Annotated in this window: 23 protein-coding genes; 12 read left to right on the top strand and 11 right to left on the bottom strand. The window is 41.4% G+C overall.

Annotated elements, in window-relative coordinates:
• Positions 1-187: 187 nt before the first annotated feature.
• The 3 genes from VB732_RS20075 to VB732_RS20065 form a co-directional block, all read right to left on the bottom strand.
• Positions 188-427 carry a hypothetical protein gene (locus tag VB732_RS20075; RefSeq protein ID WP_323232660.1) on the bottom strand — a complete coding sequence of 80 codons (240 nt, stop codon included), beginning with the start codon at positions 425-427 and terminating at the stop codon, positions 188-190.
• 33 nt (positions 428-460) lie between these two features.
• Complete coding sequence (locus VB732_RS20070) at positions 461-2,698, bottom strand: DUF1796 family putative cysteine peptidase (RefSeq protein ID WP_323232659.1); 2,238 nt, start codon at positions 2,696-2,698, stop codon at positions 461-463.
• A gap of 677 nt (positions 2,699-3,375) precedes the next feature.
• Positions 3,376-4,083, bottom strand: a complete 708-nt coding sequence (locus VB732_RS20065) for a hypothetical protein (protein WP_323232658.1) — start codon at positions 4,081-4,083, stop codon at positions 3,376-3,378.
• 911 nt (positions 4,084-4,994) lie between these two features.
• On the opposite strand from VB732_RS20065, the gene VB732_RS20060 reads away from it, so the two are divergent.
• From VB732_RS20060 to VB732_RS20045, 3 genes are all read left to right on the top strand, one after another.
• Positions 4,995-5,672: a heme oxygenase (biliverdin-producing) gene (locus tag VB732_RS20060; protein ID WP_323232657.1), complete on the top strand. Its 678-nt coding sequence runs from the start codon at positions 4,995-4,997 to the stop codon at positions 5,670-5,672.
• An 83-nt stretch (positions 5,673-5,755) separates the two neighbouring features.
• Positions 5,756-7,138, top strand: coding sequence for an oxygen-independent coproporphyrinogen III oxidase (gene hemN, locus VB732_RS20055; protein WP_323232656.1), 1,383 nt, complete (start codon positions 5,756-5,758; stop codon positions 7,136-7,138).
• 969 nt (positions 7,139-8,107) lie between these two features.
• Positions 8,108-8,800 carry a manganese catalase family protein gene (locus VB732_RS20045; protein WP_323232655.1) on the top strand — a complete coding sequence of 231 codons (693 nt, stop codon included), beginning with the start codon at positions 8,108-8,110 and terminating at the stop codon, positions 8,798-8,800.
• 348 nt (positions 8,801-9,148) lie between these two features.
• On the opposite strand, the gene hpsU is transcribed toward VB732_RS20045, so the two are convergent.
• The 5 genes from hpsU to VB732_RS20020 form a co-directional block, all read right to left on the bottom strand.
• The gene (gene hpsU, locus VB732_RS20040) at positions 9,149-9,730 is read right to left on the bottom strand and encodes a hormogonium polysaccharide biosynthesis acetyltransferase HpsU (RefSeq protein WP_323232654.1); all 582 of its coding nucleotides are present in this window, start codon (positions 9,728-9,730) and stop codon (positions 9,149-9,151) included.
• 17 nt (positions 9,731-9,747) lie between these two features.
• Complete coding sequence (locus VB732_RS20035; RefSeq protein ID WP_323232653.1) at positions 9,748-10,704, bottom strand: glycosyltransferase family 2 protein; 957 nt, start codon at positions 10,702-10,704, stop codon at positions 9,748-9,750.
• 53 nt (positions 10,705-10,757) lie between these two features.
• A complete protein-coding gene (locus VB732_RS20030; RefSeq protein ID WP_323232652.1) occupies positions 10,758-11,690 on the bottom strand; it encodes a glycosyltransferase in 933 nt (310 codons plus the stop codon).
• Between the two features lie 182 nt (positions 11,691-11,872).
• Positions 11,873-12,670, bottom strand: coding sequence for a hypothetical protein (locus VB732_RS20025; RefSeq protein WP_323232651.1), 798 nt, complete (start codon positions 12,668-12,670; stop codon positions 11,873-11,875).
• 15 nt (positions 12,671-12,685) lie between these two features.
• Positions 12,686-12,808 (bottom strand): hypothetical protein, encoded by a 123-nt coding sequence (locus tag VB732_RS20020; protein WP_323232650.1) that lies wholly within the window; start codon positions 12,806-12,808, stop codon positions 12,686-12,688.
• Between the two features lie 238 nt (positions 12,809-13,046).
• On the opposite strand from VB732_RS20020, the gene cobU reads away from it, so the two are divergent.
• Positions 13,047-13,622 (top strand): bifunctional adenosylcobinamide kinase/adenosylcobinamide-phosphate guanylyltransferase, encoded by a 576-nt coding sequence (cobU, locus tag VB732_RS20015; protein ID WP_323232649.1) that lies wholly within the window; start codon positions 13,047-13,049, stop codon positions 13,620-13,622.
• Positions 13,623-13,667: 45 nt separating this feature from the next.
• Positions 13,668-14,081, top strand: a complete 414-nt coding sequence (locus VB732_RS20010; RefSeq protein ID WP_323232648.1) for a hypothetical protein — start codon at positions 13,668-13,670, stop codon at positions 14,079-14,081.
• 291 nt (positions 14,082-14,372) lie between these two features.
• Here the strand turns inward: VB732_RS20010 and VB732_RS20005 are convergent, their stop codons facing one another.
• Positions 14,373-15,092 carry a DUF4079 domain-containing protein gene (locus VB732_RS20005; RefSeq protein WP_323232647.1) on the bottom strand — a complete coding sequence of 240 codons (720 nt, stop codon included), beginning with the start codon at positions 15,090-15,092 and terminating at the stop codon, positions 14,373-14,375.
• A 180-nt stretch (positions 15,093-15,272) separates the two neighbouring features.
• Here VB732_RS20005 and VB732_RS20000 point away from each other — a divergent pair, with 180 nt between their 5' ends.
• From VB732_RS20000 to coaBC, 3 genes are all read left to right on the top strand, one after another.
• Positions 15,273-15,878 carry an alpha/beta hydrolase gene (locus VB732_RS20000; RefSeq protein ID WP_323232668.1) on the top strand — a complete coding sequence of 202 codons (606 nt, stop codon included), beginning with the start codon at positions 15,273-15,275 and terminating at the stop codon, positions 15,876-15,878.
• A 154-nt stretch (positions 15,879-16,032) separates the two neighbouring features.
• Positions 16,033-16,245, top strand: coding sequence for a DUF2555 domain-containing protein (locus VB732_RS19995; RefSeq protein WP_323232646.1), 213 nt, complete (start codon positions 16,033-16,035; stop codon positions 16,243-16,245).
• A gap of 112 nt (positions 16,246-16,357) precedes the next feature.
• Positions 16,358-17,563 (top strand): bifunctional phosphopantothenoylcysteine decarboxylase/phosphopantothenate--cysteine ligase CoaBC, encoded by a 1,206-nt coding sequence (coaBC, locus tag VB732_RS19990; protein WP_323232645.1) that lies wholly within the window; start codon positions 16,358-16,360, stop codon positions 17,561-17,563.
• Here coaBC and VB732_RS19985 read toward each other — a convergent pair.
• Together VB732_RS19985 and VB732_RS19980 are read right to left on the bottom strand one after the other, a co-directional pair.
• Positions 17,556-17,981 carry a hypothetical protein gene (locus tag VB732_RS19985; RefSeq protein ID WP_323232644.1) on the bottom strand — a complete coding sequence of 142 codons (426 nt, stop codon included), beginning with the start codon at positions 17,979-17,981 and terminating at the stop codon, positions 17,556-17,558. The genes coaBC and VB732_RS19985 overlap by 8 nt on opposite strands.
• Before the next feature lie 364 nt (positions 17,982-18,345).
• The gene (locus VB732_RS19980; protein WP_323232643.1) at positions 18,346-20,355 is read right to left on the bottom strand and encodes a hypothetical protein; all 2,010 of its coding nucleotides are present in this window, start codon (positions 20,353-20,355) and stop codon (positions 18,346-18,348) included.
• Positions 20,356-20,823: 468 nt separating this feature from the next.
• On the opposite strand from VB732_RS19980, the gene VB732_RS19975 reads away from it, so the two are divergent.
• From VB732_RS19975 to VB732_RS19960, 4 genes are read left to right on the top strand one after another with little or no spacing between them, the layout of a single operon-like run.
• Positions 20,824-21,675 (top strand): ABC transporter ATP-binding protein, encoded by an 852-nt coding sequence (locus VB732_RS19975; protein WP_323232642.1) that lies wholly within the window; start codon positions 20,824-20,826, stop codon positions 21,673-21,675.
• Positions 21,632-22,486 (top strand): ABC transporter permease, encoded by an 855-nt coding sequence (locus VB732_RS19970; protein ID WP_323232641.1) that lies wholly within the window; start codon positions 21,632-21,634, stop codon positions 22,484-22,486. The genes VB732_RS19975 and VB732_RS19970 overlap by 44 nt, the downstream gene beginning before the upstream one ends.
• 19 nt (positions 22,487-22,505) lie before the next feature.
• Positions 22,506-22,979, top strand: a complete 474-nt coding sequence (locus VB732_RS19965; RefSeq protein ID WP_012410989.1) for a MarR family winged helix-turn-helix transcriptional regulator — start codon at positions 22,506-22,508, stop codon at positions 22,977-22,979.
• The gene (locus VB732_RS19960; protein WP_323232640.1) at positions 22,945-24,213 is read left to right on the top strand and encodes an MFS transporter; all 1,269 of its coding nucleotides are present in this window, start codon (positions 22,945-22,947) and stop codon (positions 24,211-24,213) included. The genes VB732_RS19965 and VB732_RS19960 overlap by 35 nt, the downstream gene beginning before the upstream one ends.
• Positions 24,214-24,398: the final 185 nt, after the last annotated feature.

Below are 24,398 nucleotides of genomic sequence, written 5' to 3'. Positions count from 1 at the left end.
AATATAATAGGACTTACGCACACTCTACGAATTCTTGGCGTTCTTGGCATCTTGGCGGTATGCCTGCGGCACGCTACGCGAACGATAAATTAAGCTTTTCGGCAATTTTCGCGTAAGTCCTGTCTAAAAATGCGGGTTCTAACTTGCAAAACCCGCCAAAATTGATCCCATTAATCAACAATGCCAATTATTGCTGCTTTCTAATTTCCTTGAGTAAAACTTCATCAGAGTATTCTTCTTCCCATTTGCCTTTTAACTTCAGCCTTACAGACTGTGCGCCACCACTAGGAGTACAGACAACCCAGTAAGTATCTGGTTCTCCTTCAACCTCAGCTGCATCTTGAGCTTTTGAGCTATCAGAAAGACCTGAAAATGCTTGAATACAAGTCCATGTAATTCCATCTGAATCTTTAATTTCTCTTTCCATGTCTGTTTTTGGTTAACGTGAACAACTAATTTCTCACCCTTTCGGTGTTTTGGGCGGACACCAAAAGAGATTTTTGCTAGACACCCCAAGGGATTCCAGAATTCCTCGCATCACGTCTGTGCAATACATCCAGTGTCCTAAATCGTCATACATGCGATCGGGGTTAAACTCGACATTATAGTGCAGGACATTGGGAAGGTCTAAAAATTCGTTATCGCTTTGGGGAGAAAGAAGTAAGAGATGAAATGGCTTCCCCTGACATTGTTTTTCTAACTTTTTGACCAGATCAATCACACCACCGCGATCGCTATTTCCTGTACGAACGAAAAGCACTTTATCGCAGTGTCGCAGTGCGTACCAAAACCTTTCAGAACGCGCCGTGTATCGAACACGCATCCGTTCATGGACGGAAGACATATCTCTGCTTGGATCGTCTGTTTCTTCAACTTCATGGGCAAAGGATAGACCCGACCATTTACTATGGTAAATTCTGCCTGCATCTGGGCTGTAGTGTAGGAAGGCAGGATTCCACATATCATAAAAACCGTTTTCGATCGCATCCGCAACATCTGCAATATTAGTTGTGCGTGTTAAATCAAACGGAAAAGCGGGGCCATCGTACTCCATTTTATATAGCATCATGCGGACAGCACAGCGATCGCCAAGGGGAAGAATGGCGACACGGCTGATATCCGATAATTTGCATTTATATTGGAAAAACACCGCAGATTTAGGTGGTGCTTTCACCCGGCTTTCTAGCCCATCTTTGCTAATCATCATGGTACGAAAGGGAATGTCGGGATAAAGCGGATCTTCATAGACACCCGATGGCATGGCTTTAAGGGCGTTACAAACCTCTGTCCACATCGGCTGGATGTTGTACTCGTTGTCTGATTCGTTGATTATCCAAAGGTGGCGTTCGTCCGCTTGCAAAATCCCCAAATGTCCGTCATAGAACAAAACTTGCGAGTTGTTTGGCGAGAAAAGATTGAAGGCTGCGCTATATTCTAAATCTGCACCAGGGGGGATATTTATTGTGGTTGCGATCGCGCCATCTTCTACAGTCAAGAAAGGCAGCGTCCCCGTTTTGGTATTCTTCGCAATGTAAATACCTGATATCAATCCAGCCTTACCTTGCAGTGCAGTTTGTAGTTCTTGCCAATAGGGAGCGATGGTGTAACTGTATTGTGATGGATTAACGATCCGTAAACCCTTCTCTTCGATACAAACAGAGACAACAAAACCAGCATTCTCAGAGTAGATGGGAAACTCATTCGGTTGCTGGAAGCGTTGTTTTTCTTTTGCCAATTTGTCTTTGTCGAAGTCGAATAGGTGCTGGTCAATCTGTTCATACATAAGCCTATGACCGACCGTGTTCGGGTGAGCCGGATCGAAGGATGTCCCCGTTTTCCATCGTCCTTGTCCATCATCCACGGCTGTCAACCAATCTAGTACAGTTACGTCCCAACGAAGCATCCGCTTGTGTGTGTCTTGGAGCAACCAGTAATGCTCCAGAGAATAGTCACCATTAGGATAAACACCGCCCAGAATCGGAATTGCGCCGATATCGCGCGTCATTTTCACCAACTGCTGCAACCCACTTTCAAACCGCCGTTGTACTGCTCGCCGTTCGTGTGGGGGACAGTAGGCTAATCCCTCGTTGCCCAGAGATAAAGCAATAATCACGATATCCGGTTGTTGTGGGGTGACAACTAAGCCAAATCGAGCGATCGTTCTGCTAACATTCGCCCCCACTTCCGATACATTTACCAGTTGATGCCCATATTTTTGCTCTAAAGCCTGTGCTAACAACCAGACCCAACCTTTCAAAAACCAAGCTTTATGACCTAATGCGACGGAACTGCCAATGACCGCAATTTTGAGTCTTTCAGCCCTTTCTTCCAGAGGCATCTTGACAGTTGATTTCTCAATATATCCAAAAGGGTAAGGCTGTAAATAACCGAATGCACCATCATCCACAATAATTGTGCTGGAATGATCTTTAGAATCAATCGGTATCCATCGGTTTGTATCTAGTAAGCTCTCCCATATTGCGTTACCGTTGGCATCGAGACGCACATACTTGTATTCAACTTTCTGGCGACCTGACTCTTGAATATCAATATCTGTCCACCATAGAGGATAGCGATCGCCACTTGTACGCAACTGAACACATTTCTTGATATCCCACTGTCCCAACCCTGGAGTAGAACCGACCAGACCGATGGATTCACCCGTTTGCGTGTATGCACTGATCTGGAATCGATACATAGAGATTATCCTGAATTAGTGAGTACGATACCAAACAGTCAGGCTAAAATAAAAGATTTAAATCTACTTTGACAATTTCACATAGAATTTTTCAGAATCCGGTATCCATCTTGTTAAGTACACTGAATATCAGATTCAAATAAACAAAAGCTATACCCAATAAAGGTTTTTAAGGATTAAATTGGATTTTTATAAAAGATTTTATAGTTATACAAATAGAATATAGTGTATTAAAAGTCTTTGCACAACTAAGAATAAATCAACAAAAGGATAAGATTGAGTTAAATTTTTCCTCCAATAGCATTGAAATACGTCAGTACGTAGGGTGAACGCTATCTACTCCACTTAACCAAGACTTAATAAATGAGAAAAACGATCGCCCTTTTTGATTTAAGGAAGGCGATCGTTTTTTGGTATGGATATACAGCAATACAGTTCAGATAAGCCTAAAACACTTGTAGAGACGGCGATTTATCGCGTCTTGAAAGATCAATCATCTACACAAATAACCCTTCAGTGAACCGTATTGGATTATAGAGTAGGGCGTTTACTTTGTGAGTAAATTGCCGAAAAAGCTTCATGCAATTTCTGTGTCGTCAATCGAGGTCGAAAATACAGTGACTCTTTATTTGTCACTGTACATCGGGGTATTTAGCTCCTAAACGTTTTATCTATAATTAAACATTTGTCAAGCGATCTTCTAGTTCGGCAATGCGATTTGCCATTAAGCTCAATAGGTCTCCTCTATTGCTCGTTAAATTAGATTCGCTTGGTTGAGAAGATGACTCAATAGTGCCAATCGGAAGTGTAAATCCTGGTAAAGTCACTAAGCTCCCACCGCTAGCAACAGGAAGAGTATAGGCGATTTGATCAAAATCAAGTATTGAATCATCTAAATTGTTCGGTAAGAAAGTTCCTCGATGTTCAGGAGTAACTAACAGTTCATAATTTGAGCCAAAAGAAAGCCTTCTAGATAGCTTCACATATCCGCGAATTTCTAAACTTTTTGTTCCTGTAAAAAGGTCTAAATTTTGAAGATCGGGTAGTAAGCTAAATAAGGCTGTATCGTGAGCAGGAACAGTTATAGTGGAAGTAAATCTTTTAGGATCGCCTGCAACTGGGATCAAATCAGAAGAATCATTAGTACCTAAAATATCACGGAATATCACTGTATCAACTAGATTTAAATTGGGCGTTGTTGCTATAAAGTCCAACACCAATGATGCAGCAGAATTAGTAGTATTAGCAATGGTTAAAAAGTAACCTTGAACAACTCTCCGAGCAGCTTTTTCTAGTTTTTTTGCAACTGCTGGGGGTAAGCCACCTAAGTTATCTGTAGGAGCAATTGGCTTCACAAGTAATTCAAATGTTGAAAGTAATACCATAATAATCTCTCCGTAAAATATAAGTTGTATCTCAGATAATGTAATAATTACCGCTACCTTTATAGGTGGTGGTTATACAAAATCAGGGTTGTGTCGCAAGCTAAGAAATCATCTTAAAGCCGCTCGCATAAATACTCGACAGCGTTACATCTTTCATTTATGCAAAGCTTGTAACTTTGTAATGTTTGTTTACAAAAGTAATTTGCTTGATAACTAACAGGAAATTTCGCATTAGTTACACATTAATCAACAATACGGTTCAGTTAAGGCTAAACCTCTCTATCAAAGTCAAATTTTTAACAAACCGCAGAGGAAACAAAGAGAAGAGAAAAGAATGCTTAACCCAAGCATGTTGGATTAATTGATGTTCCTCCTTATCTTTGCCCGCTTTAGGATTAAAAACTATCTCTGCCGATTACTGCTAATCGACTCAGAAATTGAATTTAACGCATTTCTACTTTTCGCCTGGTGTGCCACAAATTTACTGAGAAAAGCTGCGATAAATAATAGCCAGTTTTAATAGCGAACAGTGAATTATCAACTGCGATCGCAGTTACTAATAATACAAAAATCGAGTTGCCATCCTACAGCATAACTTAGCGATCGCCTTCTGCCACCGTCATGCCAATTCCACAATCAGTTTTGTTACTACTCAACTGAAATGTACCTGAACATGAGTATCAGAAAAACATAAATAAATACTAATATCTTTATAGTTATATATAAATTAATAGTTAAATAATCTTAGGAGAAATAAAAATACCTGGATCTACATTAGCAGTGGTACTTGCTGGATGGACTGATGCAGATCCTCTCTAAACCTAGAATAACAATCTTGTAGCTGGCACTGGTAGGCATCCTGAGTCGGTGACTGCCGTGAAACCTTGCGCTTGAACATGAAGGAAGCAACAATGAGTAGCAATCTCGCCATCAAACTGCGTTCTGGAACTCAACAAGCCCACACATCAGCAGAAAATGTGGCATTCATGAAATGTTTTGTGCAAGGAGTTGTGGATAAAGACTGCTTCGCCAAATTTTTAAGCAACTTGTATTACGTCTACAGCGAACTAGAAGCAGCATTACATAGCAATATAGACCATCCTGTAATTAGTGCAACTTACTTTCCTGAACTTAATCGTCAATCCTCCCTCGAAAAAGACATGGTATTTTATTATGGGGATAATTGGCGAGAGCAAATAACACCCTCATCCGCTACCCAAAAGTACATTGACCGCATTCGGGAAATTTCTGTTAGTGAACCAGCCTTATTGTTAGGTCATGCTTACACTCGCTACATGGGCGATCTTTCTGGGGGTCAAATGCTACAAAAAGTTGCTCATTCAGCCCTGAAACTTTCTGGTTATGAAGGCACGTCATTTTACAATTTTGAGCAAATTCCTGATAAAAAAGCATTTAAGGATAAGTATCGTCAGGCATTAAATGCATTATCCGTTGATGATATAACAACAGAACGGATTGTTGCAGAAGCTAATAATGCCTTTGGGTTCAATTTGCAAATGGCTCAAGAGTTAGAAGGAAGTTTAATTAAAGCACTCGGCCAAGTCTTGTTTAATAGTCTAACTAATTAGTCATTAGTCATTCTCCTCCTCTGCTTCCTCTGCCTCCCCCACTCCCCACTCCCTACTCCCCTCATTCATTGGAAAGCAACTCAATGGTTTTTCTATTACCTGGTGTCAAGTTTGATCTGGATCTGATTCAAAAGTACGATACTCGCGCACCTAGATACACTAGTTACCCGCCCGCTACAGAGTTAAGCGAAACATTCACTGAATATGATTTTAAGGCCGCGATCGCAGCATCTAATCAACGCCAAACTCCTATGAGTTTGTATTTCCACATCCCTTTTTGCCAAAGTGCTTGCTACTTCTGCGGCTGCAATACGGTAATTTCCAACAACAAGAATATTGCTAAACCTTACGTGGAGTCTTTGGTTCAAGACATTAAAAACACCGCAGCTTTAATCGATCCAAATAGAAAAGTGCTGCAAATCCATTGGGGAGGCGGCACTCCTAATTACTTGGATCATCACCAAGTAGAATTTTTATGGAAAAACATCAATCGTTATTTCAACATCGACCCACAAGCAGAAATTTCAATTGAAATTAATCCTCGCTATATCGATAAAAATTACATTTTCTTTCTGAGAGAGATTGGGTTCAACCGCATTAGTTTCGGCATTCAGGATTTTAATCACCAAGTTCAAGTAGCTGTGAATCGTGTTCAGCCAGAAGAAATGCTCTTTGATGTTATGAGTTGGGTCAAAGAAGCTAAGTTTGAAAGTGTGAATGTAGACCTAATTTATGGTTTACCTTATCAAACCCGCGAGACATTTCAAGAAACGCTGAAAAAAACAATTGAGTTAGATCCTGACCGAATTGTTGTTTTTAACTTTGCCTATGTACCGTGGCTCAAACCTACACAAAAAAATATTCCTCAAGAGGCGCTACCCCCAGCCGAGGAAAAGTTAGATATTCTAAAAATGACTATTGAAGAATTGACGAGTAACCAATATCTATTTATTGGGATGGATCACTTTGCAAAAACTAATGATGAACTAGCGATCGCTCAACGGAATGGCACTCTCAAACGCAATTTTCAGGGTTACACTACCCACGCAGAAACAGAATTATTTGGCTTTGGTTCTACATCCATAAGTATGCTAGAAGATGCTTATGCTCAAAACCACAAAGAATTAAAGGATTATTATCAAACAATTGCATCGGGTAATTTACCTGTTAGCAAGGGTGTTAAGCTGACTCAAAATGATATTATTAGGCGGGATGTAATCATGGGTATTATGTCTCACTTTCAGTTGCATAAGCAGGATATTGAAAACAAATATCAGATCAATTTTGATGAATATTTTCCTGATGAACTAGAGGCGTTAAAACCATTAGAAGCCGATGGTCTAGTCAGCTTATCAAAAAATCAGATCCAGATTACAGACATCGGTAGATTACTAGTCAGAAATATTGCTGTTATATTTGATACCCACACAAAAATGCAAGAGACAAAATTCTCTCGTGCTATTTAAAATAGTCGCCTCATTAACCCTCCTTAGAGGATGTTTCAAAAGTCCTTTCGTCGGTAGCAAAACGTTATCGATCCCCTCAACCCCCCGATAAATTGGGGGGGCTTTAATTCTGATTACCTCTTAAAAAGAATTTTGAATATTGATTATATAAAAAAATAGATTTTTATGGGGATGGTAAAACTAGATTGATAAATATTTTTGTGCATCACCAAGAAGGTAGATCAAATAATTATATCTTTAGAGAGATATAACGAAATACCTATTGCTGATTTTCTTAGTAAATCGAAAATTGTGTTCTCGCCAATAATTATTTCTGTAAAAAATAAAGCCTAGAGATTAGAAATTCAATAATAAACTTACGATTTTTGACCATTCTATAGCATAAACGTCAAATTGCAATTCCTATCTAAATTTGGGTGTAAACCTTTTGTCTAACTTTTGGATTTAGCATTTATCCCATCTGGTAGAAAGAATTGTAAATCAGAGTTGATAACTTAAATACAAGTGAGATTGTTGAGGCAGTTATGAGCATTATTGCTTGGGTAGCTTTAGGGCTTTTGGCAGGTGCGATAGGGTATCCGCCCGCCGTAAGCGATCGCTAAAGCTATTTATTCTGTCCATCAAGGTGGTGGAATCCTGTCCACATTTTAGGTATCATTGGCACTTTTGTCGGTGGAAATCTGTTTACCCTATTGCGAACAGGATATCTACAAATTACTGTGGCTGGCGCTGGTTTAACTCTTCCTGGCATTTTAGTAGCTCTGCTTGACGCAATTGCTGCTATTTATCTATGAGGATTAATCAGAAGAACCAGCAATGTCTAATCACCGATTGTCAGTTATCAACACTAACAGGTCTTCTAGTTCAATAGTTTGAGAAGCTATCAAACATCAAATTGGCTCTCTGAAAAAACTCTAAAAGACCATTCAATTTCTTCTGTAACATCATATTTTTTGGAAGTGTAAATCTATGTTTTTTCACAAAAAAGAGCCTATTCACGCAGTTAACGTTACTGAACCAAACCCTCGGTTTGCCCAATTGCTTCTAGAGCAGTTTGGCGGAGCTACTGGAGAGCTTAGTGCAGCCTTGCAATATTGGGTTCAATCATTCCATGTTGAAAATGCTGGAATTAAAGATATGCTCCAAGACATTGCAATTGAGGAATTCAGCCATTTAGAAATGGTTGGTAAACTCATTGAAGCTCATACTAAGAATACGGATCAAACAGAGGCTTATAAGAGTACCCTGTTTGCAGTTAGAGGGTTTGGGCCTCATTTCCTAGATAGTCAGGGTAATGCTTGGACTGCAAGTTACTTGAATGAAGGTGGAGATGTAGTCCGTGATTTAAGAGCTAACGTTGCAGCAGAAGCTGGCGCTCGTCAAACTTACGAAGAGTTGATTAAGTTAGCGACTGACAAAGGAACTCAAGAAACTTTAGTTCATCTGTTAACACGAGAAATTTCTCATACCCAGATGTTTATGAAAGCTCTAGATTCGCTAGGTAAGCTGACAGATCCATTCTTTGGTAATATTAAACCAGATGAAACTGTTGCTCTCTACTACAACCTATCTACAGATGGTAATGGTAAAGATGAGCGTGGCCCTTGGAATTCTGAGCCTACATTCAAATACATTGCTAATCCGCTAGAAAGCCACTCTTAATTCCATGTAGACTTCCGCAATTCCTCTATTTACCAAACTTCGTTGTTGCAAACAGAGGAATTGCAGGATGAAGAAGAATTCAGAAGTCAGAATTCAGGAGTCAGAATAAATCAGTCGGGGATTCAGACCGGCGCAGGTTTAAGACCCCCACCAAATCATAGATTTGGTGGGGGTCTTAAACCCGGTTATTCATCCGCCAGTCATACAGAATTCATTCTGTTAGCGGTAGCGGGGCGTTTAGCCCATTCTGACTCCTGACTCCTGAATTCTGTTCGATACCATCTAGAAAATTAGAAAACGTAAGGTAGCACAGCTAGCTGTGCTACCTTTCTGTGTTTATCTATGAAATCACGGGTTTGTAGAGGGATCAAGTTTTATCCGATTCGTTTTTGGATGACAAGGGCTTCCCCAACAAACCTGTCCAGAAGGCATATTAGTCAAAACAGTACTACGAGCGCCAATCACAGCATTAGCCCCAATTTGCACTCCCGGCCCAATAAAACAATCTGCCGCTACCCATGCACCATTATTAATAGTGATACTCGCTGTTTTTAACCCAAAAGCAGGATCTTGGATATCGTGACTACCAGTACACAGGTAACTTTTTTGAGAAACTACGCAGTGTTCACCGATGTTTATCTGATCGAGGCTGTAAAAAACTACGTTATCTCCAACCCAGCTGTAGTTGCCAATGGTAACTTTCCAAGGATAGGTAAAACGGGCGGTGGGTCGAATTAATACACCTTGCCCAATATGAGCGCCAAATAGTCGTAGCAAAGCACAACGCAGAATATTTAACGGTTGAGGAGTCAGGGGAAATGCGATCGCTTGTACAAGCCACCATAACAAAACATACCAACTTGGCCGTCCCCGATCAAACCAAGATTGGTCATATTTACGTAAATCTACGAAAGGTTGGTCATTTGTCATTGGTCATTGGTCATTAGTTATGAGTCAATAGTCAATAGCTTTACCTCTGCTCCTCTGCTCTCCTGCTCCCCTGCTTCTGCCTTTGGGGTAGTTGCAGTATTTAAATGACCACCACAATTACGTAATTCGTAAAGTTTAACGCCAATTTGATATTCATATTGACTCAGCAAACGTGCATAAATATATCCGGCTTTGCCGTCTAAAAAACCGCGTTGAATTATATAAAATAAAACAAACCGTAAAAAGGGTTTAAATGGCAGGTGTACCCAGACTTTTTTCAAAAAGCGCTTGCGTTGCACTGCATCGCCAAAGAGATTCGCGCCGATAGTGCCGCTATCATCTTTACCTGTGAGAGTATTAAAATAAACGCTGGCTTCCCAATTGGAATAGCGGTTATGACGTTCTAACCAATGGTAAAGGTCGCGGAAGTCTTCGTGGAGCATATCATTTTTGAGATACCCAACTTTGCCCTGCAAAATCACATGCTCGTGAACTTCGTTGTCACCAGTATTAGGAATATCTTCTGTGTGTAGATTTTCGTAGCGACCTTTTTTATGCTGAAATAAACGAAGATTCCAATCAGGATATTTCCCACCATAACGAATCCATTTTCCTAAGAAAAATACGCGGCGGTTAAGGTAATAGCCTGTATATTCCTCATTTTGGATTGCTTGGTCAATTTCTTCCCAAAGTTCGGGGGTGATGCGCTCATCGCAATCTACAATTAGCACCCATTCGTTACGGAAAGGGAGATTATCTAAAGACCAATTTTTCTTTTTGGGCCAGCGTCCATTGAAGTTGAATTGCACGACATTTACACCGTGACTTTTCGCAATTTCAATGCTGTTATCGGTACTTTGGGAATCTACTACAAATATTTCATCTGCTCTGCTAAGGCTAGCAAGGCAGGCTGGTAAATTTGCTTGTTCGTTTTTTGCTGGGATTAGGACTGAAACTGGTATTTTAGATGACATATATTTAGGAGTTAGGAGTAAAGCATTCTGAATTCTGAATTCTCGATTCTTCTTTATTTCTTATTTGATGTGAATAAAAGACCTTGAATAGCAGCATTTAAGTAGCCAATCTGACCATAAGCATATACAAGTTTGTCAAACCGTTCTGCCGGATCAGAAAAATATTGCAATGCTTTATACAAGCCACGCACAAACCGTTCGCCACCTCGCTGCAATTGAGCGATTCCAGCTTTACCAGCGAGTTGTTCTCGATAGCATTCACTGATACCTTGCCACCAACCTCGGTTTAAAAACCAGGTGCGTTGGAGGCGTTCTGGCGCAACATTGTGAGCAACCAGCGCTTCGGGAAGATAAGCGACTTGCCAACCACGCTGTAGGGCAAATTCGGTCATTTGCAGTTCTTCATTTGATAATAGATTTTTCCCCACTCGACCGAGATGAATATCAAAACCGCCAATTTCTTCTAGGAAACTGCGGCGGATGGAGTAATTTAAGCCTCTGGGCGTTAAGCCAGGTTGCTCGATGTAAATGTTGGTATCACCTAAGTCGTATGCACCCAAATTTGCAGCTAACCCTGGAGATAGCCACCGTGGTGGTTGAATTCCTGGGGGCCATAAGAGAGTGACTTTGCCACCTGCGATCGCTAGTTTAGAATTATTGTAATAGGCAAAATATAAAACTTGTAGCCAGCCCTTGCTCGCAACAGCATCGTCATCCAAATAAGCAAGAATATCACCAGTAGCTACTTTTGCGCCTGTGTTGCGGGCGACAGATAAACCGATAGTGGGTTCAAATACATACTTCAGGCGCGGATTGTGGGCCCTTTGTTCTACCACTTCACGGGTGCGATCGCTAGATCCGTTATCAACTATCACAATTTCAAAGTCAGCAGCAAAATCCTGTGCTAAAAGACTATCAATTGCAGCCCCTAAATAGGTATCTCGATTGTGGGTACAGATAATGGCAGAAATTTGGGTGTCTGGCATAGATTTTATTTTGGATTTGAGATTTGGGACTTCGGCTCCTTTCGGCTCCGCTCAAGGCAAGTCGCTCAGTCGAGCGATTTTAGATAAAAATCTTAAATCCAACGCACGCCTGTTGAGAGTTAATCTAAACCAAAAATTACCGACCCACCAACCGAGTTTCTTCGGAAATAATCTTTAAAACTTCACGTTTGTTGAATATGACTGTGTAAAACTACAAGTGTTTGGGCCAGTTGACTCAGGCGGGTTTCTAAAGATTGCTTGCGCCCCAACAGTTGACGTAACTTTTGGTAACGTGCGATCGCCATACTAACATTAGGAACCTGATCTGCTGGACATGGACGTGACCAGACTTTACCAGCATCGTCCACACCACAGAGACGGTAGCCGTTAATCGATGATTTATAAGATACTTTCCCACCAGTAGTACAAATTTCTTCTACGTAATTCATCAGGCGGTCAACTTCTGCATGGCGCAGTGTTGCGGTTCCTCCGGCTTCTGGTTCACTGGGATTGGATTCTAACCAGCCATTGACAATTGGCCCTTCTAAGTAAATATCCTGAATTTGTTTTAAAATATTTTGCAGTTCTATTTGCCAACCAGCGACAGTTTCCTGAATTTCTTGCAATAAATTCATCGCCAATGCTGGATTTGCTCCGTGGCGATGGTTACTAAAGGTCGGAGTTTTTAACTTGGGTAGGCTGGGTGTTTTGCCACCATTCTCTTCTGTTTGAAAGGTCTGCACAGAATCATGGTGAGGAAAAAAATCTTGTTCAGCAGGATAATCTCTCTCAGTGTCAACTGTTTGTTCTTCCTGAGAGGATGGAGTTTGTGTACTTTCTGCGGATTCGTTGGCTCCGACACTGATTCTAAAGGAGAAAGGCCGTTTTGTTGTCGAATCACCTGCTTCGGCGGCAGAGGCAGTGCCGCGATTCCCTAAATCATGTAGAGTTGCTTCTATGCGTTTTAAGCCTGCGTTCATAAAGACATCCTAAATTTATGCTGTCCCCAATGGTGTTGAATAATTAAAAATGGGGTCGTTGGGATTTTCGGCTCTAGCCATTTGTAACACCAATCTAATTCGTAATTCGTAATTAGAAAGGGTTTTTACCTGCTGCATGATGACGATAGTCCTGTTTGCGGTGGGCTGTCAATCCTAACTAGAAACAGAATTATGAATATAAAAATTTTGAGTGGTGCTGGTGCTAATTTTATCTCTTAAAAGTTATTTGAAACCAAAAATCTCGTCAATGCAGTAAAAAACTGCGGTGATGAATTGCAACCGTAGGCATATTGGTAGAAAAGATAGACGGCGATATTCTTCCTGCCTCTTTTGTTAAAATACTCAAAAAACAACTTTGGGTAAAATCATCTTAGTAACAGGGCCAGCCCGATCTGGTAAAAGTGAATGGGCGGAAACTCTGGCTATGCAGTCAGGGAAAGCAGTTGTTTACGTAGCAACAGCCACCGATAACCCAGATGATCAAGAATGGCATCAACGCATTTTAGAACACCAACAACGCCGTCCTCAAGACTGGGCAACTCTATCTGTACCTGTAGAACTGTCTGCTACTCTGGCTGATGCCAAACCCTATACCTGCCTTTTAGTTGATTCTTTAGGAACTTGGGTTGCTAATCTCTTAGAGGAGGACGAATCTAGTTGGAAAAATATCGTTGTAGAGTTATTAGAGACGGTGGATCTGGTTGCTGCTGATATGCTGTTTGTAGCAGAAGAGGTGGGTTGGGGTGTGATACCAGCTTATCCCCTTGGGAGGGCATTCCGCGATCGCTTGGGTTCTTTAGTGCGCCAGCTAGCTGCCCTTAGCGAAACTGTTTATTTAGTTACTGCTGGTCATGTTCTCAATCTCAGTGTTCTTGGTTCACCATTGCCAAACACAGAGGATGCTGGAGTATTCAGAAGTCAAGATTCTTAACTATTAATTTAAATTAATCCAAAATCTAAAATCTAAAATTGTCTTATGGCAACCAAAGAAGAAGTTAAAGGATACCTTGCCTACTGGTTTCAGTTGGGTAAGAGAGTGATTACGGGCAACGGTAAGGCAAGCATTTTACCTAAATCGGTGCTAGATAGCGATCGCTATAGTGAAGAATTTGAAGAGTGCTGGCAGAAAATCCTCTCGCCAGAATCAGGTGATTGTTACCTAGAGGGTACGCAAGAAACCATTGCTGAACTGTTGACACCAGCATGGGATATGGTTCCTTGTGGTCGTTGTAATATGCCAGTAGCTGCGCGAAATGTCGGGATGCCGGCATTGTTATGTCCCTGTAATAGTTTGCCCAACTGGCCCAATACAGAACTGCCAGCACCGCGAGAGCCAATTAAGACTCAAAACCAACTTAAAGCAATTCGCGATCGCCTTAGTCGGACATGATATAAGTCTTTACTATATGGAGAAATTGGATAATTGATTTATCGAACAGAATTCAGGAGTCAGGAGTCAGAATGGGCTAAACCCCCGCTACCGCTAACAGAATGAATTTTGAACGAAAGAGCGGATGAATCAAGGGCGTTTTTGCACCCCTACTAAATCGTTCGCGCAGCGTCTCTGAAAGAGAAGATTTAATGGTGCAACAATTCAGTGACGGGCCAGAATCCCCCACGCTCTTTATTCTGACTCCTGAATTCTGACTTCTGAATTCTTCTTCAATAGAGATTCCTGAGTTTACTTTGGTGGTTGAGAATTTGGCGTTGGACAAGTTTTATTAGCAAAATCACACTGATAAATATAGGGTTCTTGCCAACTTAAGGGAATTTCTAATAAATCTCGTGTTCCTGTCATACCTTGTCCAACAAATAGTAACAAAGCAATGCAGTTTAAAATCGTATGGACGATCCGCCAGCGATTAGATTTATCTTTATAAATATCTGGAACAATCGCTAATGAAAAAATCATTAGCAGGGCTGCGGTAATACCAATATAATAATGTGACCAATACCACTCATTGGTACGGCGAAATACTCCATCTTGACAGCCTAATATTACTAAACCTGCACCGCTTAGAGTGGCAAAAACTGCCCGCCAAAGTCGCTGCTTTGCCCGATAGAGAAATATTAAAGAGGCGATAGTAGCAGCCAATATTAATAGGATAAAAACAACTTGAAAGGGTGTTTTATTCCACAATTGATTTTTAATAAGATTTTTGCCAATAGGATAGCTTAATCCAATTAAAGTTAATCCGACAACTGCGCTTGTGAGCCTGTCACCTAACTGTTTATGTTCTGTACCCACCACTGGGGGAATTTTGCTCTTACCCCCAGCTAAAATTTGCAATCTGCGTTGGCGTGTTTGCCAAGCAAAATTAACTACTGTCCCGATGATTGGAAACACAAATATAATTGCGATCGCTGGATGTAAAAGACCGAGAAAATCTGCTATTTCCATATCACACCTTTAAATTAATCTCAAAAGACAATTTAAAGCATCGTAGCTTCGCTTAAATTAATTTAAGATAAGAATCTGTTGAATGTTTATTAAAACAGAATTTCAGGAATCAAACCGGATTCCTATAGGATCTATTTAGAAGAGTAAAATTTTAGGAGTAAACCTCTGTCTTTACAAGCTATCACTGTTAAAAGAGAAACTTCTCAACCCCCCGCAGGCTTAATTGTCACTTTGCATGGTTGGGGAGCTAATGCTGAGGATGTGGCATCTTTGTTACCCTTGCTTAACTTACCCAATTACGAGTTTGTCTTGCCCAATGCGCCTTATCCTTATCCCTATTCTCCTATAGGAAGAGCGTGGTATGACCTACGAGTAGAAAATATGTATGAAGGATTGACACAAAGTCGGCAACAACTAATAGATTTTTTGCAATCTTTAGAAAGCAGCACTGGTATACCTTTGTCACGCACCATTTTAAGTGGATTTTCTCAAGGCGGAGCAATGACTTTAGATGTTGGCTCAAAATTGCCCCTAGCAGGTTTAGCTGTCATGAGTGGGTATTTACACCCCGACGCAATAATGGCAAATCAAAAAGGGATTCCACCGACTTTAATCAGCCACGGTAAATATGATGAAGTTGTCCCACTGCAAGCTGCTTTGAAGGCGCGAGAAACTTTAAAATCTCTAGGAGTGGGCGTAGAATACCACGAATTTGATATGGGGCATGAAATAAATCCACAAACGTTAGAGGTGCTACGGAATTTCGTTGTCAATGTAATTGGCTAGTCAGAATTACGAATTTTTTATAAATTCTGGTATAAATGCTGAAAATTTTCACGAAATCTATGCCTTCTAATGAGTAATATATATAGGGTGGCTGCGTTCAGCGCAACTTAACCCATGCTGAAGGCGAGTGCTGCATAAGGGAGGGGCTAGCATTATGACAACTCTAAGCATTTCCAGGAAAGAAATTGCTGCCATTACTGCGGCAGAAGTAGAAGAATTAGCTGCACGTCTGGATCTGGATAATTATAGTAATGCTTTTGATGGTTTAAATGATTGGCATCTATTGCGAGCGATCGCATTTCAGCGTCCAGAGTTAGTCGAACCCTATATCTACCTCTTAGACTTGGAACCCTACGATGAAGCTTAGTTGAGAGTTAGGTAGAGACGCGATTAATCGCGTCTCTACAAAAGTTAGGAGTTGGAAATTAATATTCGTAATTACTTTCTTCTAAGTTACTACTTACTCCTAACTTTTTACTATGACTAATCCAAAGTTGGAAAGGGTTCTAATAGCTGTAGGTGGCGGTATCGCCGCCTACAAAGTTTGTGAATTGGTTTCGACGCTGTATAAAACTGGGGTGGAAGTCCGAGTTATCCTCACCCGTTCAGCACAAAAATTTATTACACCTCTGACAATAGCCACCCTATCTCGTCATCCCGCCTACACAGATGATGATTTTTGGCAACCAACTCACTCTCGTCCGTTACATATTGAGTTGGGTGAATGGGCAGATGTTATGGTAATAGCCCCCTTGACGGCTAATACATTAGCAAAGTTAGCCTACGGGATGGCGGATAATTTACTCACAAATACTGTACTCGCTTCTACTTGTCCCGTGCTGTTAGCACCGGCAATGAATACGGATATGTGGGAACAGGTATCGGTGCAGCGAAATTGGCAACAGCTATTAATAGATAGCCGATATCATGGGATGAATACAGGATCGGGTTTATTAGCGTGCGATCGCATCGGTGCTGGTAGATTAGCAGAACCTCCAGAAATTTTGACTCACATCCAATCGTTGTTACACACTCAAGGCAAACGAGATTTAGCTGGGAAACGAGTGTTGATTAGTGCTGGAGGAACGCGAGAGTTTCTTGACCCAGTAAGGTTTATAGGTAATCCTTCTACAGGTAAAATGGGGTTAGCTTTAGCACAAGCCGCACTTCACAGAGGGGCAAACGTCACCCTAGTACATGGCCCAGCTAGTTGGGATGTACCATTAGGAGTGCGAGCAATTCCCGTAATTAGTGCCGAGCAAATGCAGCACGCTATGGTGGAACGTTTACCCAACGCTGATTTTATTGTCATGTCAGCAGCCGTGGCAGATGTGAAGCCACGAGATTATAGTACAGAAAAATTGCCCAAGCGATCGCTCCCCCAAGCCTTAGCCCTAGAACCAGTAGCGGATATAGTCGCCCAATTAGCAAAACTTAAACAGCCACATCAGACATTAATTGGTTTTGCAGCACAAAGTGGTGATATTGTCAAGCCTGCATTAGAAAAATTACAGAGTAAAAAACTAGATGCTATTGTTGCCAATCCTATAGACCAACCTAATAGTGGTTTTGGGAGCGATAATAATCAAGCGATATTTTTAGATATTCAAGGAAATCAGGTAGAAATTGCACCTTGTTCTAAATTAGAAATGGCTCATCATTTATTTGATTTTGTGATCAATTAAAAGTTTCATTCATGCGCTGTTCTAAAAGTTCTAATAATCCATCTACATCTTTCCCAGCTTGCTCAAAACAAATCGGTGGTGCCGGTTCCGGTGCAAACTGAATCAACTTAATTTCACCCTTCCCAATGCCAATCATCACAACTTCCACTTCCGGTTTATGATTTTCAACAATTCCCAAAATTTCCTGAAGTCGATTTTCAACTCTAATATTTAAATTCTCTATCTGCTCTTTCGGACAATAAACAAAATGCGGCGTTGGTTGCAAATCAATACCAACAGTACCCTGACTCTCACCATTTGCTAACCACAATCCCCAAAACAGCGCCGCCAATTCCTGCTGATTTGCTTTTACAAATTTATCCAACTGGCTACGCCACTTGTTATCACCCGATTCTGGTTGATTATTGCCAAAAAACATAAATAATTCGTAATTCGTAATTCGTAATTGAGACAGAAAAAAGACGGGTAAATTCTCTTAAACCTGATTGTACACGTCAGAGACTAGCATAAATGCCGGATTTCTCCAGTTAATTATTCATGAGTGGCCGATTCTACTAATTTCCCATGTTTCATGACATAAATGCAAACAGCATTGCAGATGGTGAGACAACGATAAGCGAGTTCCAAAAAAAAATATCCCAAAACTGACGCAAAAATCCTTTTAATTTCTGGCGTTGCATAAATGAAATGCGGGATGAATTGGCGGTTGAAACCATTGAAAATTCGTTCAAAATTGGGCTAAATCATCCCATATTCAGCAACGCCAAAAAAAATGATAAATTTCAACTGTGCGATGCATCAGGTAACACAGCTGGATCATCGTCGATGGATAACAAAAATTTAATTAAATCTGTTTGGTCGGCTGTAGAAAAACCAGCCTTTTCATCTACCCAATAAGCATGACCGTTACCTTCCACATTCGACTGTTGCAATCTAGGATTGGCTCGGTTTGCTGCAACCACAGCAGAACGCAAATTCCGGTCAAGTAAGACTCGTAAGCTGGATTCTGGGTCAGGTTCAATACCTTGTACTAGGGTTCCTGCCATACCTAATTCATCGGGTTTATTGATGATGAAGCGTCCATTTTCATCTTGTTTGAGAGCCTCAGTACTAGCAGCCACTCCGCCATCATGCAGGTAAGGTGCAGTGAGATATAACCCAATTAGATGTTGTACTTTATAACCACCATCCGGGTCACTGAGAGCATAAGCAAGCTCAATATCTTCCTGTGGGGTAATATCAGTCGGTATTTTTAAAACTGGTGGGTTTGGGGGCAAGGGTACAGGTACATTAGAAGGATAGGTATCAGGTGTTACAAATTCTTTAGCAAATTTAGTTGATGCAGGCGCTCGCTTGGGCTGCGTTCCTACTTCTTTGACCGGAATTATTTTATGGTTAGTAAAGTAGCGATCGCTATGGCATTGGAAACAATTTGCTTTGGTAAAAATTGCTGCACCACGTTTTAATGTTTCTAAATCAGCTGCTTCATGGGGAGGTGGGGCCAAGGTATTTTGGAAGGCGGACATACCATTCAATTGAGCAGCTACAGGTAAACCAGGGGTATTTGCCATTAATCCATTTTGCATAAACAGCGTACCTTTGGGATATTCAGGCATTTTAATGACGCTATTAAGACCGGGTTCTCCGGGTGTGGGATCTACCTTATTAAAAAATTCTGATGGTTTTGCACCTTCAGGTAGCCGAAACTGAGGATTGGATGAATTTTGTAATATTGTTCCCAAATAGACTTCTTTACTGATGCCAAAAACCTTTTCACTCGCGTCTGCGGTAGTAGTAGGGTCGGCATTCAAACCGAAAACTGCATTATTTAAAGTAGTCAAACCATGAAACCAACCAATAGAAGCAACGCCACTCCAAGCGTAGGGGAAGGTTTCGTGGGTATATGAAGAGGGAATTTGCGCTGAGTTATTTTCGAGGTCGCCGTTGGAAACAAAGTTGCCAGGAGGCCAGGAGAGCATGGCTGCATCAACTTCATCTTCTAGTTGTTTTGCATCTGGGAGATATGCAGTTTCTCCCTTATTATTAACAAAAGTATGCTGACCTAGATTAATTGTGGTTGGGTTGACTTGTGTCTGGCGAAAAAGCGCAGCACTGTTGCTTGCAAATGCTAGTAATGGGCCGAGATTAATATCTGTATTAACTGCACCTTCGAGAATGCGTCCAGTCTTCTTACTGACAGTTGTATGGCAGACTGCACAGGTAATACCTGCTCTGACTTGAGCATTTTTAATATGGGTGATAATACCCAAAGGAAAGAGGGAACCTTTGGGGACATCTAAACCAGTGTTAATGACTGTGCCAGCTTTGAAAGTGCGATTCCCCACAGTGATATCTTTATCCAATGGAATTTGTAGGTTGGTTGTCGATTGACCTTTAAGCGCTAAAACAGCTTTGGCAATACTACCTACATTGACAGGCCCATCTAAGATACCAACAACATCTGTAAACAAATATTCGTTACCAAAGGTTTCCTGATAAAAAGCGTTTCGACCTAAATCGATGAGTTCTTCTGTCACCGCAACTGCACCCTGATCAGGTGAAAGGGCTTCACGCCCTTTTGGTGTTTGTAGCCATTTGTCCCCTTGATCTTTACTGATTACGTAACCCAACACATCATAAGAACCAATTCCTGTCGGAGGCGATTTTGTCAATGGCGTATAAGTGTTGTTAATGGAAGGTGGTCTTCCTGGTAAACTCAGTTCTAACTCAAAGCCTAAAAAGCCAACCAAAAGCAGCACAGAAACGGAAATAAGGATTGTGCGTAATTGCATAACTTGTTCACTATTGGATATGGATAGCTAAAGCATAATATTTTGAAGAAGAGAGATTAGAGGCGCTTAGGTTAGAGTTTTGTACAGCATTTATCCAGTGAATGCTGTATTAAAAAGAAAAAACTATACTTAGGCTAGAGGTGAATGTCACTCTTGTTTTCGCCAAGACTATTGTTTTTTTGGGAATAATTTATTCTTTGGAGTCCCTGCGTTAAAGAACTCGCAGAGTAGCCGCTTTGCATCTAGAGTGTTCCAAAAAATGAATGATCCAAAACCCGTCATTGCGAGCATTTTTTTACTTGGAGTACTCCTACATTAATTGCCCTTACCGGAAAATCAAGGTTTAGGGTATTTTTTTTTGCGTAAGTCCTGTCTGATTCAGATTTTTGTACAAGTCTATTGACTTCAGACAGATATATTGACAAACTAATAGTTAGTTTAACTAATTGATAAAAGTGCATCAAAATTGTGACTATACTGACGACAAAAATAAATCGGTCAGAACCTCCTAGCGAACCAAAACCGCTAATCCTTGAAACTCAGGGACTCACACGCCGTTTTGGAAAGTTAACCGCAGTTAATAACCTGAGCATATCTGTGGAACAGGGTGAAGTATTTGGACTGCTTGGCCCCAATGGAGCAGGGAAAAGTACAGTTCTTAAGATGTTGACAACCTTACTGCCTATCAGTACAGGGAAAGCAACTTTAGCTGGCTATGATGTGGCTCGTCAATCTAATCCTGTGAGACGGGCTATCGGGTATGTACCCCAGGCGCTGTCTGCTGATGGTAGCCTCACGGGTTACGAAAATCTTTTAATCTTCGCCAAGCTGTATGGAATACCTGCCAAAGGACGCGATCGCCGTATCTATGAAATTTTAGAATACATGGGTTTGCAAGATGCGGCGAAACGCTTGGTACGCAACTACTCTGGTGGGATGATCCGCAAACTGGAAATCGGCATATCAGTTCTCCATCAACCCCAAATTTTGTTTCTTGATGAGCCGACTGTTGGACTAGATCCCATCGCTCGAACTCAAGTATGGCAGCTTGTACTACAACTCTGTGCTGATTACAGCACAACTATATTTTTAACAACCCACTTTTTAGAAGAAGCAGATAGCTTATGTAACCGAGTAGCAATTATGCAACAAGGTGAAGTCGTTACCACAGGTACACCAAGCGACTTAAAAGCTTCTTTAGATAACCCAAATGCAACTTTGGATGATGTCTTTATTCACTATACAGGCGACCAGTTAACATCAGGAGTCAACTACCGTGACACAGCAAGAACCAGACGTACTGCTCAACGGTTGGGTTAAAGCACCACCCACTGTCCGAGTAGATTTGATCTCTGCAATAAAAGAGCTAGTTACAAAAACCCTGGCGATCGCAGAATTAGAAATCCGTAAACTCCGCCACGATCCCACGGATTTAGTTGTTCGGGCTGTGCAACCAGCCTTATGGTTGCTAATTTTCGGGCAAGTTTTCGCCCGAACTCGCGCGATTCCTACAGGGAACTTACCCTATTTAGACTTTATTTCTGCTGGTATTTTGGCTCAAAGTATTTTGTTTGTGGCAATTTTTAGTGGTGGGATGACGCTAATCTGGGAGCGAGATTTAGGGATTGTTCATAAATTTTTAGCTAGTCCTACGCCTCGCGTGGCGATGGTGTTGGGCAAAGCTTTGGCGTGTGGGGTGAGGTGCTTATCTCAGGTAATATTCATTTACGGATTAGCATTTTTATTAGGTGTCAAACTAAATCTTCATCCCCTAGCTATTTTCCAAGTATTACTCCTAGTCATACTGGGGGCGGGAACATTTTGTATTTTTTCACTAATTATTGGCTGTTTGGTGAAAAGTCGAGAAAGGATGACGGGTATTGGACAATTGTTAACCATGCCGTTATTTTTTGCTAGCAATGCCATCTATCCAATTTCGTTGATGCCCAGTTGGTTAAAGTTGATTTCTCATTTTAATCCGTTGACTTATCTGGTTGACGGCTTACGTAGCACTATGCTGTTGAATGGCACTAGCATCTATGGCTTTGGTCTGGATTGTACAATTCTCTTATTCACATTAATAATTTTGGCCATCCTTGGTGGAAAACTTTATCCACGGGTGGCCATGTAACTAGGAGAACAACAAGCCCATGACCTTGGATAAACCTAATCAAGGTGCAACTTCCGAAGAATGTGCCGCTAGAGTAATGGAAACAGTTCCATTAGTGATGCGGTTTATCCGAGCGGATATGCGTGCCCATAGTGCCGCCTTTTTATCTATACCTCAGTTGCGATCGCTAGCATTTATCAACCGGAATCCTGGTGCTTCATTATCTGACTTAGCAGAGCATTTAGGTGTCACTTCTGCCACAGCATCAGCAACCATAGAACGCTTGGTACAACGCGACTTTGTGAAACGGATTGCTCATCCTCAAGAGCGGCGGCGGGTGCTGCTCAATTTAACTGAAGATGGAAAACACCATCTTAAGCAATCCCAAGATCAAACTCGCGCTCATATTACTGATTTACTGAAAGGTCTTTCAGAAGACCAAATTTCCAACATTGAAGAAGGCTTAACTCTACTAAAAAATGTCTTCGAGAAAACAGAACTCAAAGCCCCATAACTTTGAGGTTGCACAACACGATCCCTTTGCAGCCTTTAAGTTTCGAGACTATCGGCTATTTACCATTGGACGGCTAGTGCTGTTCGTGGGGTCGCAAATGCAAACTGTAGCGATTGGCTGGGAACTCTATGAACGGACTAACTCAGCGATCGCTTTAGGTGGTGTGGGACTGGCGCAAGTCTTACCGATGATTATTCTCACCTTAATTGCCGGAGATGTTGCCGATCGCCGCGATCGCAAAGTGACCATGTTACTCTCGGTGATACTGTTAGCCCTCTCCTCCCTAGCTTTAGGGGTACTTTCCTATACTCAGGGTGCAATATTTCTAATTTACGCCTGCTTAGTATTAACGGGTGTAGCGAGGGCATTTCTTAAACCTGCCAGTGATGCTCTGATGTGGCAATTAATACCTGTCAGTGCGTTTACGAATGCAGCCACCTGGAATAGTAGTAGCTTTCAGTTAGCCTCAGTCATTGGCCCAGCCTTCGGGGGATTTGGGATTGCGCTGTTAGGAAATGCTACGGGAGTTTATGTATTAGCAGCGATCGCAGCATTGCTGTGTTTTATTTTAACGCTGGCGATTAAAGAGCAAAAAGTTATTCGCTCAACTGAGCCAATCTCACTCCAAGCACTTGCTGCTGGTGCTAAATTTGTTTGGCAGAATCAGTTGATTTTAGCAGCGATTACATTAGATATGTTTGCAGTATTGTTGGGTGGTGCGATCGCTCTCCTCCCGATTTTTGCCAAAGATATTTTACACGTAGGGCCTGTGGAGTTGGGATATCTCCAAGCAGCAAACTCCATCGGTGCTTTGACTATGGCTATTACCCTCGCGTATTTACCACCGTTACGCAAAGCAGGCCCGGCCTTATTGTGGTCAGTAGTTGGCTTTGGGGTTGTCACAATTATCTTTGGACTTTCTCGTTCCTTTTGGCTGTCTATGTTGATGCTGACCCTTGGTGGCGCATTAGATACTATTAGCGTTGTAATTCGCCATACATTAGTTCAAATCAGAACACCGGATCATTTACGCGGTCGGGTTGCTGCTATTAATAGCGTGTTTATTAGCGCCTCGAATGAATTAGGCGGCTTCGAATCAGGTTTGACTGCTGCTTTGTTCGGCCCAGTTATTTCTGTTGTGGGTGGTGGAATTGGTACAATTTTAGTGGTAATTGCTACCGCAACGATTTGGCCAGGAATCCGTAAATTAGGAGCTTTACAGGAATATAAATAGAAATACTTATTATTTTCCATAGATAATACGACTTACGCACTGTACAAATACATCATGATATGCATTACCTAAAATAGGCTATTTCAGGCTTTTTTTAATTATCCTGCGATGCCTACGGCGGTAAACTACGTACATAGACCATGCTGTAGGGGCACAGCAATGCTGTGCCCTTACGAAAAATATGG

It is taken from the genome of Nostoc sp. UHCC 0252, assembly GCF_034931145.1.
GTDB lineage: Bacteria > Cyanobacteriota > Cyanobacteriia > Cyanobacteriales > Nostocaceae > Nostoc.
Note: the sequence above shows the minus strand (reverse complement) of the source record. Positions and strands in the feature narration are given on the sequence as shown.

Excerpts from the sequence above, each read along its gene's own strand:
- VB732_RS20075 (WP_323232660.1), bottom strand. The coding sequence starts at position 427 with ATGGAAAGAGAAATTAAAGATTCAGATGGAATTACATGGACTTGTATT.
- VB732_RS20070 (WP_323232659.1), bottom strand. The coding sequence starts at position 2,698 with ATGTATCGATTCCAGATCAGTGCATACACGCAAACGGGTGAATCCATC.
- VB732_RS20065 (WP_323232658.1), bottom strand. The coding sequence starts at position 4,083 with ATGGTATTACTTTCAACATTTGAATTACTTGTGAAGCCAATTGCTCCT.
- VB732_RS20060 (WP_323232657.1), top strand. The coding sequence starts at position 4,995 with ATGAGTAGCAATCTCGCCATCAAACTGCGTTCTGGAACTCAACAAGCC.
- hemN (WP_323232656.1), top strand. The coding sequence starts at position 5,756 with ATGGTTTTTCTATTACCTGGTGTCAAGTTTGATCTGGATCTGATTCAA.
- VB732_RS20045 (WP_323232655.1), top strand. The coding sequence starts at position 8,108 with ATGTTTTTTCACAAAAAAGAGCCTATTCACGCAGTTAACGTTACTGAA.
- hpsU (WP_323232654.1), bottom strand. The coding sequence starts at position 9,730 with ATGACAAATGACCAACCTTTCGTAGATTTACGTAAATATGACCAATCT.
- VB732_RS20035 (WP_323232653.1), bottom strand. The coding sequence starts at position 10,704 with ATGTCATCTAAAATACCAGTTTCAGTCCTAATCCCAGCAAAAAACGAA.
- VB732_RS20030 (WP_323232652.1), bottom strand. The coding sequence starts at position 11,690 with ATGCCAGACACCCAAATTTCTGCCATTATCTGTACCCACAATCGAGAT.
- VB732_RS20025 (WP_323232651.1), bottom strand. The coding sequence starts at position 12,670 with ATGAACGCAGGCTTAAAACGCATAGAAGCAACTCTACATGATTTAGGG.
- VB732_RS20020 (WP_323232650.1), bottom strand. The coding sequence starts at position 12,808 with ATGCAGCAGGTAAAAACCCTTTCTAATTACGAATTACGAATTAGATTG.
- VB732_RS20010 (WP_323232648.1), top strand. The coding sequence starts at position 13,668 with ATGGCAACCAAAGAAGAAGTTAAAGGATACCTTGCCTACTGGTTTCAG.
- VB732_RS20005 (WP_323232647.1), bottom strand. The coding sequence starts at position 15,092 with ATGGAAATAGCAGATTTTCTCGGTCTTTTACATCCAGCGATCGCAATT.
- VB732_RS19995 (WP_323232646.1), top strand. The coding sequence starts at position 16,033 with ATGACAACTCTAAGCATTTCCAGGAAAGAAATTGCTGCCATTACTGCG.
- coaBC (WP_323232645.1), top strand. The coding sequence starts at position 16,358 with ATGACTAATCCAAAGTTGGAAAGGGTTCTAATAGCTGTAGGTGGCGGT.
- VB732_RS19985 (WP_323232644.1), bottom strand. The coding sequence starts at position 17,981 with ATGTTTTTTGGCAATAATCAACCAGAATCGGGTGATAACAAGTGGCGT.
- VB732_RS19980 (WP_323232643.1), bottom strand. The coding sequence starts at position 20,355 with ATGCAATTACGCACAATCCTTATTTCCGTTTCTGTGCTGCTTTTGGTT.
- VB732_RS19965 (WP_012410989.1), top strand. The coding sequence starts at position 22,506 with ATGACCTTGGATAAACCTAATCAAGGTGCAACTTCCGAAGAATGTGCC.
- VB732_RS19960 (WP_323232640.1), top strand. The coding sequence starts at position 22,945 with ATGTCTTCGAGAAAACAGAACTCAAAGCCCCATAACTTTGAGGTTGCA.